The organism is Bosea sp. 29B, from assembly GCF_902506165.1.
In the GTDB taxonomy this organism is placed as follows: domain Bacteria; phylum Pseudomonadota; class Alphaproteobacteria; order Rhizobiales; family Beijerinckiaceae; genus Allobosea.
On record NZ_LR733817.1, the window covers coordinates 3,139,408 to 3,153,794 of the forward strand.

The 14,387-nt window shown below is 64.6% G+C and carries 12 protein-coding genes and 1 pseudogene; 6 read left to right on the forward strand and 7 right to left on the reverse strand.

Going from position 1 to position 14,387, the window contains the following annotated elements:
• The first annotated feature begins 752 nt into the window (after positions 1-752).
• Positions 753-890: a hypothetical protein gene (locus GV161_RS15255; protein ID WP_159650324.1), complete on the forward strand. Its 138-nt coding sequence runs from the start codon at positions 753-755 to the stop codon at positions 888-890.
• 134 nt (positions 891-1,024) lie between these two features.
• Here the strand turns inward: GV161_RS15255 and GV161_RS15260 are convergent, their stop codons facing one another.
• Both GV161_RS15260 and GV161_RS15265 read right to left on the reverse strand, forming a co-directional pair.
• Positions 1,025-1,213: a hypothetical protein gene (locus GV161_RS15260; protein WP_159653996.1), complete on the reverse strand. Its 189-nt coding sequence runs from the start codon at positions 1,211-1,213 to the stop codon at positions 1,025-1,027.
• A 185-nt stretch (positions 1,214-1,398) separates the two neighbouring features.
• Positions 1,399-2,301, reverse strand: coding sequence for a hypothetical protein (locus GV161_RS15265; protein WP_152016500.1), 903 nt, complete (start codon positions 2,299-2,301; stop codon positions 1,399-1,401).
• Between the two features lie 308 nt (positions 2,302-2,609).
• On the opposite strand from GV161_RS15265, the gene GV161_RS15270 reads away from it, so the two are divergent.
• A complete protein-coding gene (locus tag GV161_RS15270) occupies positions 2,610-3,386 on the forward strand; it encodes a DNA-binding protein (protein WP_152016501.1) in 777 nt (258 codons plus the stop codon).
• A 26-nt stretch (positions 3,387-3,412) separates the two neighbouring features.
• Here the strand turns inward: GV161_RS15270 and GV161_RS15275 are convergent, their stop codons facing one another.
• On the reverse strand, positions 3,413-5,122 hold the full coding sequence (locus GV161_RS15275; protein WP_152016502.1) for a recombinase family protein: 1,710 nt from the start codon (positions 5,120-5,122) through the stop codon (positions 3,413-3,415).
• A 112-nt stretch (positions 5,123-5,234) separates the two neighbouring features.
• Here GV161_RS15275 and GV161_RS15280 point away from each other — a divergent pair.
• From GV161_RS15280 to GV161_RS15290, 3 genes and pseudogenes are all read left to right on the forward strand, one after another.
• Positions 5,235-6,143, forward strand: a pseudogene (locus GV161_RS15280) (ATP-binding protein); the annotation flags it as partial.
• Between the two features lie 108 nt (positions 6,144-6,251).
• Positions 6,252-8,348 (forward strand): response regulator, encoded by a 2,097-nt coding sequence (locus tag GV161_RS15285; RefSeq protein WP_152016504.1) that lies wholly within the window; start codon positions 6,252-6,254, stop codon positions 8,346-8,348.
• Positions 8,349-8,473: 125 nt separating this feature from the next.
• The gene (locus GV161_RS15290; RefSeq protein WP_193219581.1) at positions 8,474-9,430 is read left to right on the forward strand and encodes a GNAT family N-acyltransferase; all 957 of its coding nucleotides are present in this window, start codon (positions 8,474-8,476) and stop codon (positions 9,428-9,430) included.
• A gap of 6 nt (positions 9,431-9,436) precedes the next feature.
• Here the strand turns inward: GV161_RS15290 and GV161_RS15295 are convergent, their stop codons facing one another.
• Genes GV161_RS15295 through GV161_RS15305 form a run of 3 tightly spaced genes read right to left on the reverse strand, consistent with a single transcriptional unit; the run spans position 9,437 to position 12,128 of the window.
• Entirely contained in the window at positions 9,437-10,303 is an 867-nt protein-coding gene (locus tag GV161_RS15295; protein WP_152016506.1) for an SDR family oxidoreductase, read from the reverse strand.
• Positions 10,300-11,412 (reverse strand): tRNA epoxyqueuosine(34) reductase QueG, encoded by a 1,113-nt coding sequence (gene queG, locus GV161_RS15300; protein WP_280179064.1) that lies wholly within the window; start codon positions 11,410-11,412, stop codon positions 10,300-10,302. Before queG ends, GV161_RS15295 begins: the two co-directional genes overlap by 4 nt.
• 23 nt (positions 11,413-11,435) lie before the next feature.
• A complete protein-coding gene (locus GV161_RS15305; RefSeq protein ID WP_152016508.1) occupies positions 11,436-12,128 on the reverse strand; it encodes a glutathione S-transferase family protein in 693 nt (230 codons plus the stop codon).
• A gap of 239 nt (positions 12,129-12,367) precedes the next feature.
• Between GV161_RS15305 and GV161_RS15310 the strand changes: the two genes are divergently transcribed.
• Positions 12,368-13,165 carry an undecaprenyl-diphosphate phosphatase gene (locus GV161_RS15310; protein ID WP_152016509.1) on the forward strand — a complete coding sequence of 266 codons (798 nt, stop codon included), beginning with the start codon at positions 12,368-12,370 and terminating at the stop codon, positions 13,163-13,165.
• Positions 13,166-13,401: 236 nt separating this feature from the next.
• Here the strand turns inward: GV161_RS15310 and GV161_RS15315 are convergent, their stop codons facing one another.
• Positions 13,402-14,310 (reverse strand): LysR family transcriptional regulator, encoded by a 909-nt coding sequence (locus GV161_RS15315; protein ID WP_152016510.1) that lies wholly within the window; start codon positions 14,308-14,310, stop codon positions 13,402-13,404.
• Positions 14,311-14,387 lie beyond the last annotated feature (77 nt).

Consider the following 14,387-nt stretch of genomic DNA (forward strand, 5'->3'; position numbering starts at 1 on the left):
CAGGGCCAAAGGATTGGCGCTACACCGATTTGGTGCAATGCATGACTGAAGGATTAATCCTTACCGGATGGGCAGGATTGGCGCTCAACGCTGCATTAACTAACCGGCTTGCAGAGTCTGCCGAGAAGTGATGATCGTGGCCTACAAAGGATTGGCCGACCGACTCACGCTGCTGCTCACGCAACAGGATGCAGATGGACGGAGCTGCCTTCAAAGAGGCTTTAGCCAAGCTGGGGCACACTCAGTCCAGTTTTGCGCGCGAGCACCGGTTGCCCGTCAGAACCGTGCAAAATTGGGCAAAAAGCGGACCGCCCGATCACATGGAGCTCATTCTGAGTTCCATGCTCCGCCACCAAATCGAGCCGCCTGAAACGCTTGAATGGGACAGCGAGGACGCTGGCACCTCTGACGCTGCCCGTGCCCTCGATGTTACCCTTCGGTCGGTTCTCCAGCGCGCAACGCGCGCCGGTTGGCCCCGTGAAGTGGCAGCCGCGGGGGCCATAACCTGGTTCGCTCGACAGCTGGCAGGAAAGCGGTAGATCGAACCTGACTCCACCATAACTGCAGGTTCATTACCTAAGCGTTAATGCTGCGGGTCTCCCGCACACAGAAAATTCCACGCATATGGAATCGTTGATTGTTGCGCCTAGCTTGCCGCTCGGCGCCCCCCTGCTGTCTTGTGCGCCGCAGCAAAGTGCATATGGTTCGTCCGCTCCAAGCATCTCATCCCACAGTCCCTGAAAGGAGAGATCATGCTGGATCGTCAGCCGAAGCCCGAAAACGAGCAGCAAGACGACGAAAAGCTCGAAACCCCGCACCAGAAAACTGAGCAGGAGCCGGAGACTGAGCCTGTGTCGCCGCGCGACTATCAGGAAGGGTTCTGGAACTAATTGGCCTTGCAAAGCTGGTGGAGGGCGATGGCTTGCCCTCCGGGGACGGGTGACGAACTTCGACCAGCCTTCTTAGCCAGGTGATCGCTGTTGGCCGCCAGCCGCCACTGCTATGCACGACGGAACTTGGGAGCTCAGCGTTGCTCGCCGCGCGCATCGCTTTCGAGTTCGGCAGCGCTAATGATCACGCCTTTTCGAAGCACCGTGCACGACCGTAGTGATGGTAGCGTCTGCGCCTTTCGGAAAATGCGCAGTGCGTCCGTTGCGTTGGCTGCGCGATCCTTGGTGGTGGAGCCGCGGACTGTGGCTTTGATCTGATACAAATTGGCCTCTGGTTTGGGGATGGCGGCGGGATAGCCAAAGAGCCGCCGGTTCGGAAAGCCCCTTCCAGGCGGTTACGGGGCCATGTTGCGCAGAAGACGCAGGCGCACCGACTGGCGATTGCGCCTGGTCCCCTCCTATGAGCCGCCTGGATCGAGCGGTACGATTCCCTCTACGACCGCAGACGTCAGGCTGCTTGCTGGAGCGGCTTCGGCCTCATCAAGTGGACGTAGTCAGATGGGTAAGGTCCGATGTCCGGATCGGCATGAACCAGGATTGGCAGGAGGTCCGCCAGCACCGGGAGCTGTTGGAGCTGGTGCTCGTCAGCGAAGGTTTGCTGCAAAGCCTGCAGTTGATCGAAGTTCCAGGTGCTCAACCCGTCGGACAGAAGATATCGGTCCTCGGTTTCGAAAGAATCCCACGGATTGAGGCGCTCGGGCCGCCGGCCTTCCCGCAGCCTCCACATTGGAAGGTAGTCCCGGGAGAAGACCACCCGCGCACCGTCTGTTTCGACGTCATAGCCGTAGGGCAGGTAGAGCCGCGTCGGCAGGAAGAGCGGCGGTGGATTTCGCGGCGAGGTGTACTCGAAATCTCCGACGAAGCTCAGTGCCTTGTCCGAGATGACGTGCGTAGGGCGGCCAAAACGCCTCAGAATGACGATCTCGCCGTTGCGCCCGGCGGACCTCAATGTCCCCATCGCACCGGTTTCTCGGCGGGCTGCGAGGGGCAGGCAGGTCGCGCGCCAGCAGGCAAGCCTGATTGCAACCTGCTCTTGCAACCGAACCGGCCGATCGCCTGTCAGTCTTGCGATGGGCAGATGGCACTGAACATCGCTGTCGGGCAGGCTCAAGCTCTGAGAAACCGACCGGATCAGGTGGCTTTGGCGATCGACAAACTGTTCGAGGGTCAATTGCTGATCCAGGGTGCTCAGAGGACCCTGCGCAACCTGATGCTCGAACTCGAACCAATCGCGATAGCCGCATGCTTGAGCCAGAGCGTGGTGTACGCGGCCTAGTGGCACGCCTAAGGCACCGGCCAAGCGTTTGGCCGCCTTCTTTGCACGAGTCGTGTTCGGAAAATGCAGTCTCATACCAATCTCCCAAGGGCGCCAATCATGGGTCGGTCCACTCGCCCTGCGGCGCGCTCGAAAGAGTGCCAGGGAAAATTTAGCCGTACTTGCCCCGAAGGCTTCACCATGTGGACGGTGCGGGAGACTGCTCCGCTGACTCAGATAGTTTTGTGAGTCGGCGGGATTCGTCAATCGCCGTGGCCTGACCTAGTCGGCGGAGCGAGCCGGCCAAGATACCGGAAACCTCGCAGGTTCACGCCGAGGGACGGGCCCTTGACGCCATATTCACCTCTCCCGGCTTAGCTCTGTCTCGGCTGAGGAGATGGACGATGCCTACCCAACACCAGGTCTGGAGCATTGCGGACAGCTTGAGGGACAAGCCCGAACGCGTTTCGCTCCGGACAGTGCGGGCGGCCCTGCCGCGTGGCGGGTCCTATCGCGATATCGGTCCGCATCTCGCGGCATGGAAAGCGCAGCGAAGCTATCAGCCGCGCATCGAACTTGCAGTCCTTCCGGAGCATATGCAGACGGAAATGGCTCGCGCGGCCGCCAATCTGTGGGAAGCGGCCATGCAGCAGGCAACTCGGCTGTTGAACGCGGAGCGCGAGCAGCTTTCCGCGGTCGCTGCGGTCGATCGGGAGCTGAGAGACGAAGCGCTCGCTAGTGCCGATGTCCTTTCAGCCCAGGTCGAGAGCCTTAAGGCCGAAATTTCCAGGTTGACGAACGAACTTGAGCAGTCGCGATCCCAGTCAAATGGGTTGCTAGAAAAGCTGATGGCGACACGGCCGGCGACACCGGTGAAGCCGGATTCGAGCCGTTCGGAAGTGTTCTGGGAAGATGTCCTCGATCGCGTTCTTGAGATGCTGCTTGCGGAGCCTGTCGGCAGCCGGGGACTGATTTGCGGACAGATTCTGAAGCGAATGCCTGCCGATATTCTGGAAAGAGCGGAACGAGAAGGCGAGGTCGTCAACCAGGAAAACTTGATGATTCGCCTTCATCGGAGCTTTGCTCAAGGACGCAGATTTGTGCGCGAGGTCGGTCACTACCGGCCGTTGTCACGGCCTTCTGATCAGGACGAAACTCAAATCCGAGTAAATCCCGAGTGATAGGCCGCCCACTGTTGACTTGTCCGTCACGAGCGCGCTTTGGCCGCCGTTCCAGACGCCTTGCGCGCCTTGGCGCCCGGAAAGCCCTTCCATTCTACCGGAGGCTGTTCGGAATCGTAGCCTAGGTCTTCGAGTTCCTGTTGCTCGGCTTCAGTCAGCGGGCGCGGTATAAGCGCGATCGGCGGCATACGTCGCGGAGGGTCGGAGGAGTGAACTACTCCGCTGAACAGGACTTCGACGCTGCTGGGGTAAAAGGATAGCCTCGCGATGCCATTGCGGAGCGTTTGGGCGATCTTGATCCGTAAATTCACAAGATCGTCCCCGAACGCGCTCTCCATTTCCTCAAGCAATTCAGACAGAATTTTCAGGTTTTCTGCAGGAGAGACCCGATTCTTGATTTCCTGATCGTCAGATTTCAGTTTGTCGATCTGACTTTGAAGTTCGTTTATCTCAATCGATAGGCTGTTCGCCTTCGGGACAAGGTCGGCGTTGAATTCGGCCATGGCCATCACGTTGCGGCGCCGTGTCATGATTACGGCTTGAGCGGCGATCAACGCGTCGATGTCGTTGCCCGGGGCAGGTTCCGGAGCAAGTTTGCTCCAGTCGACAAGCCGCCCCTGCGCCAGGACAAGTTCCTCGATCTTTTCGACCGACCACCGTGCGCCATTCGTACACCCGGCTCTACGGGCGTAAGAGGAACACAAGAAATACCGCCCGCCCTTCGGTTTGGGCCCTTTGTTTTCGGTCATCATGCGGCTCTGGCAGGCACCGCAATAGCCGAGGCCATTCAGCAGATTGATCACCCGTTCCGATCTTGGCCCGCCAGCGGCGACGCGGGATTGAATGGCGACCTTCGCGCGATAGAACTGGCCGGGCGAAATAACCCGCGGGTAATAGCTTGGAAGCGGATCCCCATGCGCTTCTTTGCCGCCGCCCTTCAGCTTCCGCATCGGCTGGAATTGACCCAACACCGCCTTGTTTGTCAGAATTTTGGCGATCGCGCTCGGATGCCATTTTGCGCCGCGCCCGAAACAATCCACCCCCTCATCATTGAGTTGCCTCACGATGGTCCTTCGACCCACGCCCTGGATCGTCGAATCGAAGATGCGCCGCACGATCCCCACGCGGTCGGGAATAGCTTCGAACCTCTGATTCTTGCCCGAGCCGGTGACCTGAAGCCAAGCCGGAGCGCGGCGAGTCATCACCGTGCCTCTGCTAGTCGCCTGCGCGCGCTTGTTCGCCCAAGCCTCCGACAGGCGCATCGACTTGACCTCGGATTCCTGATTGGCCCTCAGGATCGTGCCAATCAGCGAGTAGATCAGTCCGTCGTTCTCGCCGAGTGTCTCCTTGGAGTATGTCTGGTTGTCGACGAGTGAGACGATGATGATGCCGGCATCGATCAGCTGAAGCATGACCGGCATCGCTTCGAGCACCTTCTTCCGGCTCAATCGATCCAATGACTCGACGAGCAGGTAGGTGCCCGCCGGAATCTTCCCAGTCTCGATGAGCTTGAGGATCGCCTTCAGGTTCTCCGCGATGTCGGTGAATGCCGACGTTCCCGCGTCGGTGAAAGTCGTGTTGATTGGAATGCGTTCGCGAGTGGACCAGTCCAACGCCTTCTTTTTCTGGCGGCGAATGCTGTCGCCCTTGGCTTGCTCGGGCGTCGAAAAACGCATGTAGGATATGGCATAAGGCTGGGCCGCGGCTGCAGCTTGCTTGCTCGATTTTTTGGCCATCGCCAACGCTCAACACTTCGTCCACAGCAATCTTAGCGGCTGATTTCCTTCAAGAATTCTAACGGTGTCAAGGATCGAAATGGCGATTCATGGTTGACGCTTCATAATGTAGCACAATATGCTGATGAACGGGCCACCCGGCGCCGGCAAGTCGATGCTGGCGAGCCGTTTGCCCTCGATCCTGCCGCCGCTCGATCCACGCGAATTGCTCGAAGTCTCGATGGTGCTCTCGGTCGCCGGCCATCTCGCCGATGGCAAGTTGACCGACCGGCGCCCTTTCCGCGCCCCGCATCATTCGGCCTCGATGGCGGCGCTGGTCGGAGGAGGCCTGCAGGCCCGGCCCGGCGAAATCTCGCTCGCCCATCACGGCGTGCTCTTCCTCGACGAGCTGCCGGAGTTCCAGGCGCAGGCGCTCGATGCTTTGCGCCAGCCGATGGAGACCGGCGAGGTGCTGATCTCGCGCGCCAATCATCGCGCCGTCTATCCCGCGAAGTTCCAGCTGATCGCGGCGATGAATCCCTGTCGCTGCGGCAAGGCGACCGAGCCGGGCTATGCCTGCCGCCGCCAGCCGAACGAGCGCTGCATGGCGGGCTACCAGGCCAGGATTTCCGGCCCGATGCTCGACCGGATCGACATCACCATCGACGTTCCCGCCCTGACGGCGGCCGATCTCATTCTGCCCGCAGCGCCCGAAGGCTCGGCCGAGGTCGCCGCCCGCGTCGCTGCGGCCCGCGCTCGCCAGTCGGAGCGCTATGCCGCGCTCGGCCTTCCCGGCGGCACGACCAATGCCCGCTGTCCCGCCGCGTTGCTCGACGATATCGCGCGGCCGGATGCAGCCGGGCTCGCGCTGCTGCGCAGTGCCGCCGAGGCGATGCGGTTGACGGCGCGCGGCTATCACCGCGTGCTCAAGGTCGCGCGCACGCTTGCCGACCTCGACGGCGAGGATCATCTGGGGCGTATCCATCTCGCCGAGGCGCTGTCCTATCGCTCGCGCATCGACCAGGCGGCCCAAGCCGCCTGATGAAGGATTGCCGCCTGATGAAAGGTTAACGAAACCATTCAAACCATCCGGCATCCTCACGCGGAGGGCGAACCCTTTCTCAAGAGGGCGCGTGATAGATGAGATGACATGATCGAGCTGCCGTCCTCCCTCATCCTGTTGACCGGCGCCGCCATCGCCTTGGCGCTCGCCTGTGCCATCGTCGCGATCCGGCTGCTGCGGGAGCGCCGGCAGGTGACCCGGCAGGCGAGGGCGCTGACGGCCGATGTCGAGAAGCTGAGCGACCGGCTCTGGGTGCTCGCCGACAGCGAGGAACGCTATCGCAGTCTGATCGAGGCGCAGGGCGACCTGATCGTGCGCCGCAGCGAGGGCCGGATCATCTACGCCAACGCCGCCTATGCAGCGCTGATCGGCAAGAGTGAAACCGAGGCCGTCGGCAGCGTCGAGCAGCCGCGCGTGCGCAGCGCCCGGCCGGTGCAGGCCCTGCCGGGGGGCGCTCGCGTCGTCGACGAATGCATCGAGACGCAAGAGGGCGAGCGTTGGCTCTCCTGGGTCGAGACTGTCGTCCCTGTCGCCGCCGGCCAGACCGTGCTGCAGCGGGTCGGCCGCGAGATCAGCGGGCGCATCGCTGCTGAAACAGCGCTGGAGGAAGCGCGCAGCCGGGCCGAGGAGGCGAGCGCCGCCAAGTCGCGCTTCCTGGCGACCGTCAGTCATGAATTCCGCACGCCGCTCAATGGCATCCTGGGGATGGCCGACCTGCTCGGCGACACCAGGCTCGACCCGGAGCAGGCGACCTATGTCAAGGCGCTCAGAAGCTCTGGCGAGGCGCTGCTCGGTCTCGTCGACGACATCCTCGACTTCGCCAAGGTCGAGGCCGGCAAGCTCGAACTCGCCGACGCGCCGTTCGATCCTGCCGCGCTGATCGAGGACGTCACCGAGCTGATGGCGCCGCGCGCCCAGGCCAAGGGCATCGAGATCTCCACTTTGCTCGGGCCCGCCCTGTCGGGAAGGCTCGTCGGGGATGCGGAGCGCCTGCGCCAGATCCTGCTGAATCTCGTCGGCAATGCCGTGAAGTTCACGCAAGCAGGCGGCGTCGGTATCGAGGCGGATGCTGTCGCTGGTCAGTTCGTCGTCGCCATCGCCGATACCGGGCCGGGCATTCCGGCCGAGCGCCTGGCGACGATCTTCGAGGAGTTCGAGCAGGGCGGCATGACCGGCCATCGCGACCAGGCCGGTACTGGTCTCGGCCTCGCCATCGCCCGCCGGCTCGCCCGCGCCATGGGCGGGGAGATCGAAGCCGGTAATCGCGCGGAGGCCGGCGCATTGTTCCGGCTGGCCTTGCCGCTGCGATCTGACATGGCCGGAACCGCGCGCCCGGCCTCGCCGAACTGGCAGGGTCGGCGGATCCTGGTGGCATCCTCGGCGCCGTTCAGCGCGGCCCATATCGCCGCTTGCCTCGAACGGACGGGCGCGCAGGTCCTGCGGGCTGGCGATCACGCGCAGGCCTTGGCGGCGCTCGCCGGCGATTCGGCCCTGTCCGCGGTGCTGGTCGACCGCAATCTTCCGGGCGGCGAGGTCGAGGCGGTGGCGGCCGCGGCGCGGCGCGCCGGTGTCGCCGATATCGTGATCATGCTGGCGCCGGCCGAGCGCCGCAGCTTCGGCTCTCCCTATGCCGCCGGCTTCAGCGGCTTCCTCGTCAAGCCGGTCCGGGCGCGTTCGCTGCAAGTGCGGCTCGACCCGGTCGAGCGGTTGCAGCACGCAGCCGAGGCGGTGCCGGAGGGCGATGCGTCGGCGCAACAATCCGCCGCCGGTTTGCGAGTTCTGGTCGCCGAGGACAACGAGATCAACGCGCTTCTGCTGACTCGCACGCTGGAGCGGCTCGGCTGCATCGCGGTCTGGGCGCATGATGGCGGCGAGGCTGTCCGCCTGGCCGAAGAGGCTCGTTCCGGCCGGTCGGCAGGTTTCGATCTTGCCCTGCTCGATGTCCGCATGCCGGTGCTGGACGGGCTCGCCGTCAGCAGACGGATCCGTGCGGCTGAGAAGGCGCAAGGCCTCGCCCGGATGCCGATCGTCGCCGTCAGCGCCAACACGGCGGAGGATGACAGGCGCGAGGCGCTCGCCGCCGGCATGGATGATTGCCTGGCTAAGCCACTGTCACGCGACCAGCTGCGTGGCTGGATCGAGCGGCTTTCGCAGCTGCGAACGGCACAGATGCTGTCGGCGTAAGCCACGGTTTGCTCCACAGGCGGTTGGCTTCGTCATCACAGTGACGTAGTTTTGTCGCGATCCCGTAAGACGGTCGGCGCAGAGCTGTCATGCGCCGATCCGAGATCGCAGGGGCCAGACCGTCTATGACGCACGACGTTTTTCAGGGTTCCCGTCAGCCGGCAAAGCAGAAGCTGGCCGGCCAGGCCCTGTTGCAGCGTTTCTCCCCCTCGAACCTGCTGGCTGCCGGCAAGCAGCTTGGCGGCTTCGCTTTCCCCGGCGCTGACGCTCTGTCCGGCACGCTCGGCCGCTCCGGCACGCTCGAGGTCCGATTGGCGCGTGGCCCGCGCGAGATCTGGCGGGCGCAGCGCCTGCGCTACCGCGTGTTCTACCAGGAGATGTCGGCCAAGCCCGATGTCATCTCGCGCATGTTCCGCCGCGACGCCGACCGATTCGACGCCGTCTGCGATCATCTCCTCGTCATCGACCATGCCGCGCGCGGCCGCTTCGGCGGGATCAAGCCCAAGGTCGTCGGCACCTACAGGCTGATGCGCGAGCAGGCCGTGGCGAAGCTCGGCGGTTTCTACACCCAGTCCGAATTCGACATCGCGCCGCTGCTGGCGCGCCATCCCGACATGCGCTTCCTCGAGCTCGGCCGCTCCTGTGTGCTGAAGCCCTACCGCACCAAGAAGACGGTGGAGCTGCTCTGGCACGGAATCTGGGCCTATTGCCGCCATCACCGCATCGACGCGATGTTCGGCTGTGCCAGCCTGGACGGCACCGACCCCGACATGCTGGCCCTGCCGCTCAGCTTCATCCACCACCACGCCACCGCCCAGGGCGACTGGCGCGTCGTGGCCCAGCCCGATCGGCATGTGGCGATGGATCGCCTGCCTGCCGGCATGGTCGACGCCAAGCTCGCGCTGAAATGCCTGCCGCCGCTGGTGAAGGGCTATCTGCGCCTCGGTGCCCGCTTCGGCGCCGGCGCCGTGGTCGACAAGCAGTTCGGCACCACCGACGTGCTGGTCATCCTGCCGGTCGCTGCGATCGACCGGCGCTATATCGAGTATCTCGACGGCGACGCCGGACGCTACGCCGCCTGAGCGTGATCACTCGCCCGTGGCGGCGAGGTCGCGCAGCGCCTGCCGGTACTCCGGATAGTGGAAGGCATAGCCGAGTTCGCGCTTCACCAGCGCGTTCGAGACGCGCTTGTTCTCGCCATAGAAGCTCGCCGCCATCGGCGAGAGTCTTGCGGGGTCGAACGGGGTTTCCGGCGGTGGGGCGAGTCCGGTGACCTCGGCGGCGAAGCTGACGACATCCTGCGGCGGCGCCGGCTCGTCATCGGTGACGTTGTAGATCGCGCCGGCGCGCGGCGCCTCGATCGAGGCCATCAGCACGCCGGCGATGTCGTCGACATGGATGCGGTTGAAGACCTGGCCGGGTTTGATCAGCCGGTTGGCGGTGCCGCCCCGCAATTTGGTGATCGGATTGCGGCCGGGGCCGTAGATGCCGGAGAGGCGGAAGATCTGGACCGGCTTGCCGCTGCGTTCGCCGAAGGCGAGCCAGTCCTGCTCGATCTCCAGCCGCTGCCGCGAGCGCTTGCTGGTCGGACGGCACTCGGCGGTCTCATCGATCCAGGCGCCGCCATGGTCGCCATAGACGCCGATGGTCGAGAGATAGCCGATCCAGCGCAGCTTCTCGGCGGTCGCGAGCTTGTCGGCGAGCGCGCCGAGCACCGGATCGCCGTTCTCGTCGGGCTGGGCCGAGACCAATACGGCATCCGCCTCCGCGACGAGCTTTGCCAGGGGCGTCGACACCGCAAAGCCGCCGAAGACCAGCGTGTGCAGCCCTTGCTTGCTGAGCTCGCCGGCCTTCTCTGCCGAGCGCACCGTGCCGGTGACCTCCCAGCCCTTCGCCAGAGCGGCGCGCGCGAAGAACCCGGCGGAATAGCCGAGGCCGAAGATGACGAGCTTCATGCAGGTTCCAGTTGGTTCGGAGAAGGCTGAGCCCATTCGGCCCTGACCTCGGGGTCGGTTTCCCGCGCGAGGCGGGCGGGCGCGAGTTTCGCCGCATGGCTCGGCACGAGCTGCCAAAGTGCCCAGGCCGCCATCGCCCTCACCAGGGGCGAGGGATCGTCGAGCAAGGCTTCGGCGCTTGCGGCCAGAGTTGGATCATCGCTGTTGCCGATCGCGATCAGGACATTGCGGATGAAGCGGTCGCGGCCGGTGCGTTTCACCGGCGTGCCGGCAAAGAACGTGCGGAAGGCGGTGTCGTCGAGCCCGGCGAGGTCGGCCAGCGGCAGGGCCTCGAGCTCGCCCTTCAGCGCCAGGCGCGTTTCTTGCGAGGCTTCCGCGAACTTGTTCCAGGGACAGACGGCCAGGCAATCGTCGCAGCCGAAGACGCGATTGCCGATGCCAGCGCGGAACTCGGCGCCGATATGGCCCTGATGCTCGATCGTCAGATAGGCGATGCAGCGGCGCGAATCGAGCTGGTAGGGGGCCGGGAAGGCCTTGGTCGGGCAGATGTCGAGGCAGCGCGTGCAGGAGCCACAATGGTCGCGCTCGGGCTCGTCCGGCGTCAGCTCCGCCGAAGTGTAGATCGCCCCGAGGAAGAGCCAGGTGCCATGCTGGCGCGAGACCAGCACCGTCTGCTTGCCTTGCCAGCCGAGCCCTGCCGCCTGCGCCAGCGGCTTTTCCATAACCGGGGCGGTGTCGACGAAGACCTTGACCTCGGCCTCGCCGCGCGCCGCCAGCACGCCGGCGATGCTCTTCAGCTTGCCCTTGATCACGTCGTGATAGTCGCGCCGGCGGGCATACAGCGAGATCGCGCCGCGATCGCGCTGCTCCAGGACGGCGAGCGGATCGCCTTCGCCGGCATAGCTCATGCCGAGCATGACGACCGATCGGGCGGCCGGCCACAGGGTCGCCGGATCGGCACGTTCCGCCGTGCGCTCGGTCAGCCAGGTCATGTCGCCGTGATGACCAGCCCCCAGCCAGCCGGCGAGGCGCTCCGGCGCTTCGGGGATAGCGTCGACCGAGGCGACGCGCATGACAGCGAAGCCTTCAGCCTTGGCGCGCGCAGCGATCGCGGCCTTGAGCTTGTCGCCGCTCAGAAGTCCAGGTCGTCGTAGTGGGCCGAGGGCGCCATGCCGGGAATCCGGTCGCTCAGCAGCGGCCGGAAGCTCGGTCTGGACTTGATCCTCGCATACCATGCGCGGGCAGCCTCATCCTCGTCCCAGGGCACGTCGCCGAGATAGTCGACGCAGGAGAGATGCGCCGCCGCGGCAAGATCGGCATAGCTCAGATTGTCGCCGGCGAGCCAGTTCCGTTTCGCCGTCAGCCAAGCGATGTAGCGCAGATGATAGCGCACATTGCCGCGCGCCGCGCGGATTGCACTCATTTCCGGCGGGCCGCCGCCCTCATCCCGGCTCATGAAGCGCTTCATCACCTTCTCCAGCACGAGCGGAGCGGTGATTTCCTCGTTGAACTTGATGTTGAACCAGTCGAGCAGCCGGCGCACCTCGATGCGTCCGCCGGGCCCCTCCGGCAGCAGGCGCCGTTCGGCCAGCGCCAGCCCGCGGGTCTCGTCGAGATATTCGGCGATCGGTCCGGGGCCGGGCACGACGAGGCCGCTATCCTCGCGCAGCACCGGGGTCGTCCCGGCCGGATTGAGCTCGAGGAACTCGCGCCGCCGTTCCCAGACGCGCTCTTCGACCAGCGTGGCGTCGAGGCCGAACTCGCCGAGTGCGAGCCGGATGAAGCGCGAATGCGGACAGAGCGTATAATGGTGAAGCGTGGCCATCGATTGCTGGAACTGAGGACGGTTCGGGTGGGGTAGGCCGGCGCTGATGCAGCGCAATAGAGCGCCCCCCGTATAGGCCTGCCGGCTAAGCCTAACAACCCGGGACCGGGTGAAGTGGCGGATTGCGCAGAAATCCTTGCCGGTCTGGTAACCAATTTGCAAAGACCCTGCGCCATAGCTTTAACGCGTGTGGTGCAGCTTTGTTGCGTCGCACCAGCAAGGCTCGGAAGGACCCTCCCATGCATGACCTTCTTGTCGCCGCCGTGCTCGGCGTGGTCGAAGGGCTGACCGAATTCCTGCCGGTGTCCTCGACCGGCCACCTGCTCCTGCTTGGGCATTTCCTCGGCTTCGAATCCAAGGGCAAGTCCTTCGAGATACTGGTCCAGCTCGGAGCGATCCTGGCGATCCTGCTGGTCTATTTCCGCCGCCTGCTCGACATCGCCCTGCGCTTGCGCACCGACCCGTCCGCGCGGCGCTTCGTCCTCGGCGTGCTCGTCGCCTTCCTGCCGGCGGCGGTGATCGGCGCGCTGGCGCACGGCTTCATCAAGGGCGTGCTGTTCAACCCTTTCCTGGTCTGCTGCACGCTGATCGCCGGCGGCCTCGTCCTCCTCGTCGTCGACGAGCTGGAACTCGAGGTGAAGCATCACGACGCCACCAAATTCCCACTGCCGATGTATCTCAAGATCGGCTTCATCCAGTGCCTTGCGATGGTGCCGGGGGTTTCACGCTCGGGTTCGACCATCGTCGGCGCCATGCTGCTCGGCGCCGACAAGCGGGCTGCGGCCGAGTTCTCCTTCTTCCTGGCGATGCCCACGATGGCCGGCGCCTTCGCCTATGATCTCCTCAAGAACTACAAGGAGCTGACGACGAACGATGTCGCGCTGATCGGCATCGGCTTCGTCACCGCCTTCGTCTCGGCGCTGATCGTCGTCCGCAGCTTCCTCGACTTCGTCTCGAAGCGCGGCTTCACGCCCTTCGCCTGGTGGCGGATCATCGTCGGCTCAGCCGGCCTCGCCGGGCTCTGGGTCTTCGGCTGAGGCGGAACCTTCGCCGTCATTCCGGGGCAGGCCAAAGGCCTGAGCCCGGAACCCATGAACACTGCCCTTCTCCGTCATGGTCGGGCTTGTCCCGACCATCCACGTCTTCGCTTCCCTGATCGCGTGCGGTGTTCAAGACGTGGATGCTCGCCACAAGGGCGAGCATGACGAACTGGAATAGCGTCGGTGTTCATGGGTTCCGGGCTCTTCGCTGCGCGAAGCCCCGGAAAGACGGGTCAGCCCGACACCGGCCCACGCCAGGTTCCTAGCAGCATCTCCAGGAAGCGCTCCGCCGCTGGCGCGAGCTTGACGCCGCGGCGCCTGACCACGCCGATGGTGCGCGAGACTTCCGGGTCACGGATCGGCCGCGTCACGATGATCGGGTGATTCTCGCCCGGCGTCGCCAGCTTGGGCAGCACCGAGATGCCGAGGCCGGCCTCGACCAGGCCGAGCGAGGTCGACAGATGCGTCACCTCGAAGGACCAGTCGAGCCGGACGCCGACCTTGACCAGTGCTGCATCGAGGATGGCGCGATTACCGCTGCTGCGGCTGACCGTGACCAGCGGATGGCCTTCGAGATCAGTCCAGCTCAAAGCTGATTTCTGCGCCAGCGCATGATCATGCCGGCAGGCGAGCACAAAGGGGTCGTCGATCAGCGGCTCGAAACTGAGTTCGCTGTCGGAGCCGCCGATCAGATTGATGCCGAATTCGACCTCGCCACGTGCCACTGCCTCCAGACCGTCATTGGCCGAGAGGTCGAGGATGCGGAAGCGGATGTTCGGATACTGCACCTGGAAACGCGCGATCACCGAGGGCAGGAAGTAGAAGGCGGCCGTGGGCACGCAGGCGAGCGCGATCAGCCCGGCGCGGCGGCTGCCGAGATCGCGCATCGCGAAGATCGAGGTATCGAACTCGTCGAGCATGCGCCGGACCAAGGGCAGCATCTCGCGTCCGACCATTGTCAGCGCGACCCGGCGCGTCGTCCGCTCCAGCAGCGCCGCCCCGACCGCGCTTTCCAGCCGCTGGATGCGCCGGCTCAGGGCCGGCTGGGACATATTGAGCGCCTCGGCGGCGCGGTGGAAGCCGCCGAGCTCGACCACCGAGATGAAGGCGCGCAGATCGAGGGCTTCGAAATTGATGCTCATGGCGTATGAATAGCGCCGATCTCTGCATTTCACAGCGATTATTCGATTTGGGAAGAGAGAGCATCGCCAATCGCCGG

What these genes read in the sequence shown, in the direction of transcription:
- GV161_RS15255 (WP_159650324.1), top strand. Translation starts at nt 753, where the DNA reads ATGCTGGATCGTCAGCCGAAGCCCGAAAACGAGCAGCAAGACGACGAA.
- GV161_RS15265 (WP_152016500.1), bottom strand. Translation starts at nt 2,301, where the DNA reads ATGAGACTGCATTTTCCGAACACGACTCGTGCAAAGAAGGCGGCCAAA.
- GV161_RS15270 (WP_152016501.1), top strand. Translation starts at nt 2,610, where the DNA reads ATGCCTACCCAACACCAGGTCTGGAGCATTGCGGACAGCTTGAGGGAC.
- GV161_RS15275 (WP_152016502.1), bottom strand. Translation starts at nt 5,122, where the DNA reads ATGGCCAAAAAATCGAGCAAGCAAGCTGCAGCCGCGGCCCAGCCTTAT.
- GV161_RS15285 (WP_152016504.1), top strand. Translation starts at nt 6,252, where the DNA reads ATGATCGAGCTGCCGTCCTCCCTCATCCTGTTGACCGGCGCCGCCATC.
- GV161_RS15290 (WP_193219581.1), top strand. Translation starts at nt 8,474, where the DNA reads ATGACGCACGACGTTTTTCAGGGTTCCCGTCAGCCGGCAAAGCAGAAG.
- GV161_RS15295 (WP_152016506.1), bottom strand. Translation starts at nt 10,303, where the DNA reads ATGAAGCTCGTCATCTTCGGCCTCGGCTATTCCGCCGGGTTCTTCGCG.
- GV161_RS15305 (WP_152016508.1), bottom strand. Translation starts at nt 12,128, where the DNA reads ATGGCCACGCTTCACCATTATACGCTCTGTCCGCATTCGCGCTTCATC.
- GV161_RS15310 (WP_152016509.1), top strand. Translation starts at nt 12,368, where the DNA reads ATGCATGACCTTCTTGTCGCCGCCGTGCTCGGCGTGGTCGAAGGGCTG.
- GV161_RS15315 (WP_152016510.1), bottom strand. Translation starts at nt 14,310, where the DNA reads ATGAGCATCAATTTCGAAGCCCTCGATCTGCGCGCCTTCATCTCGGTG.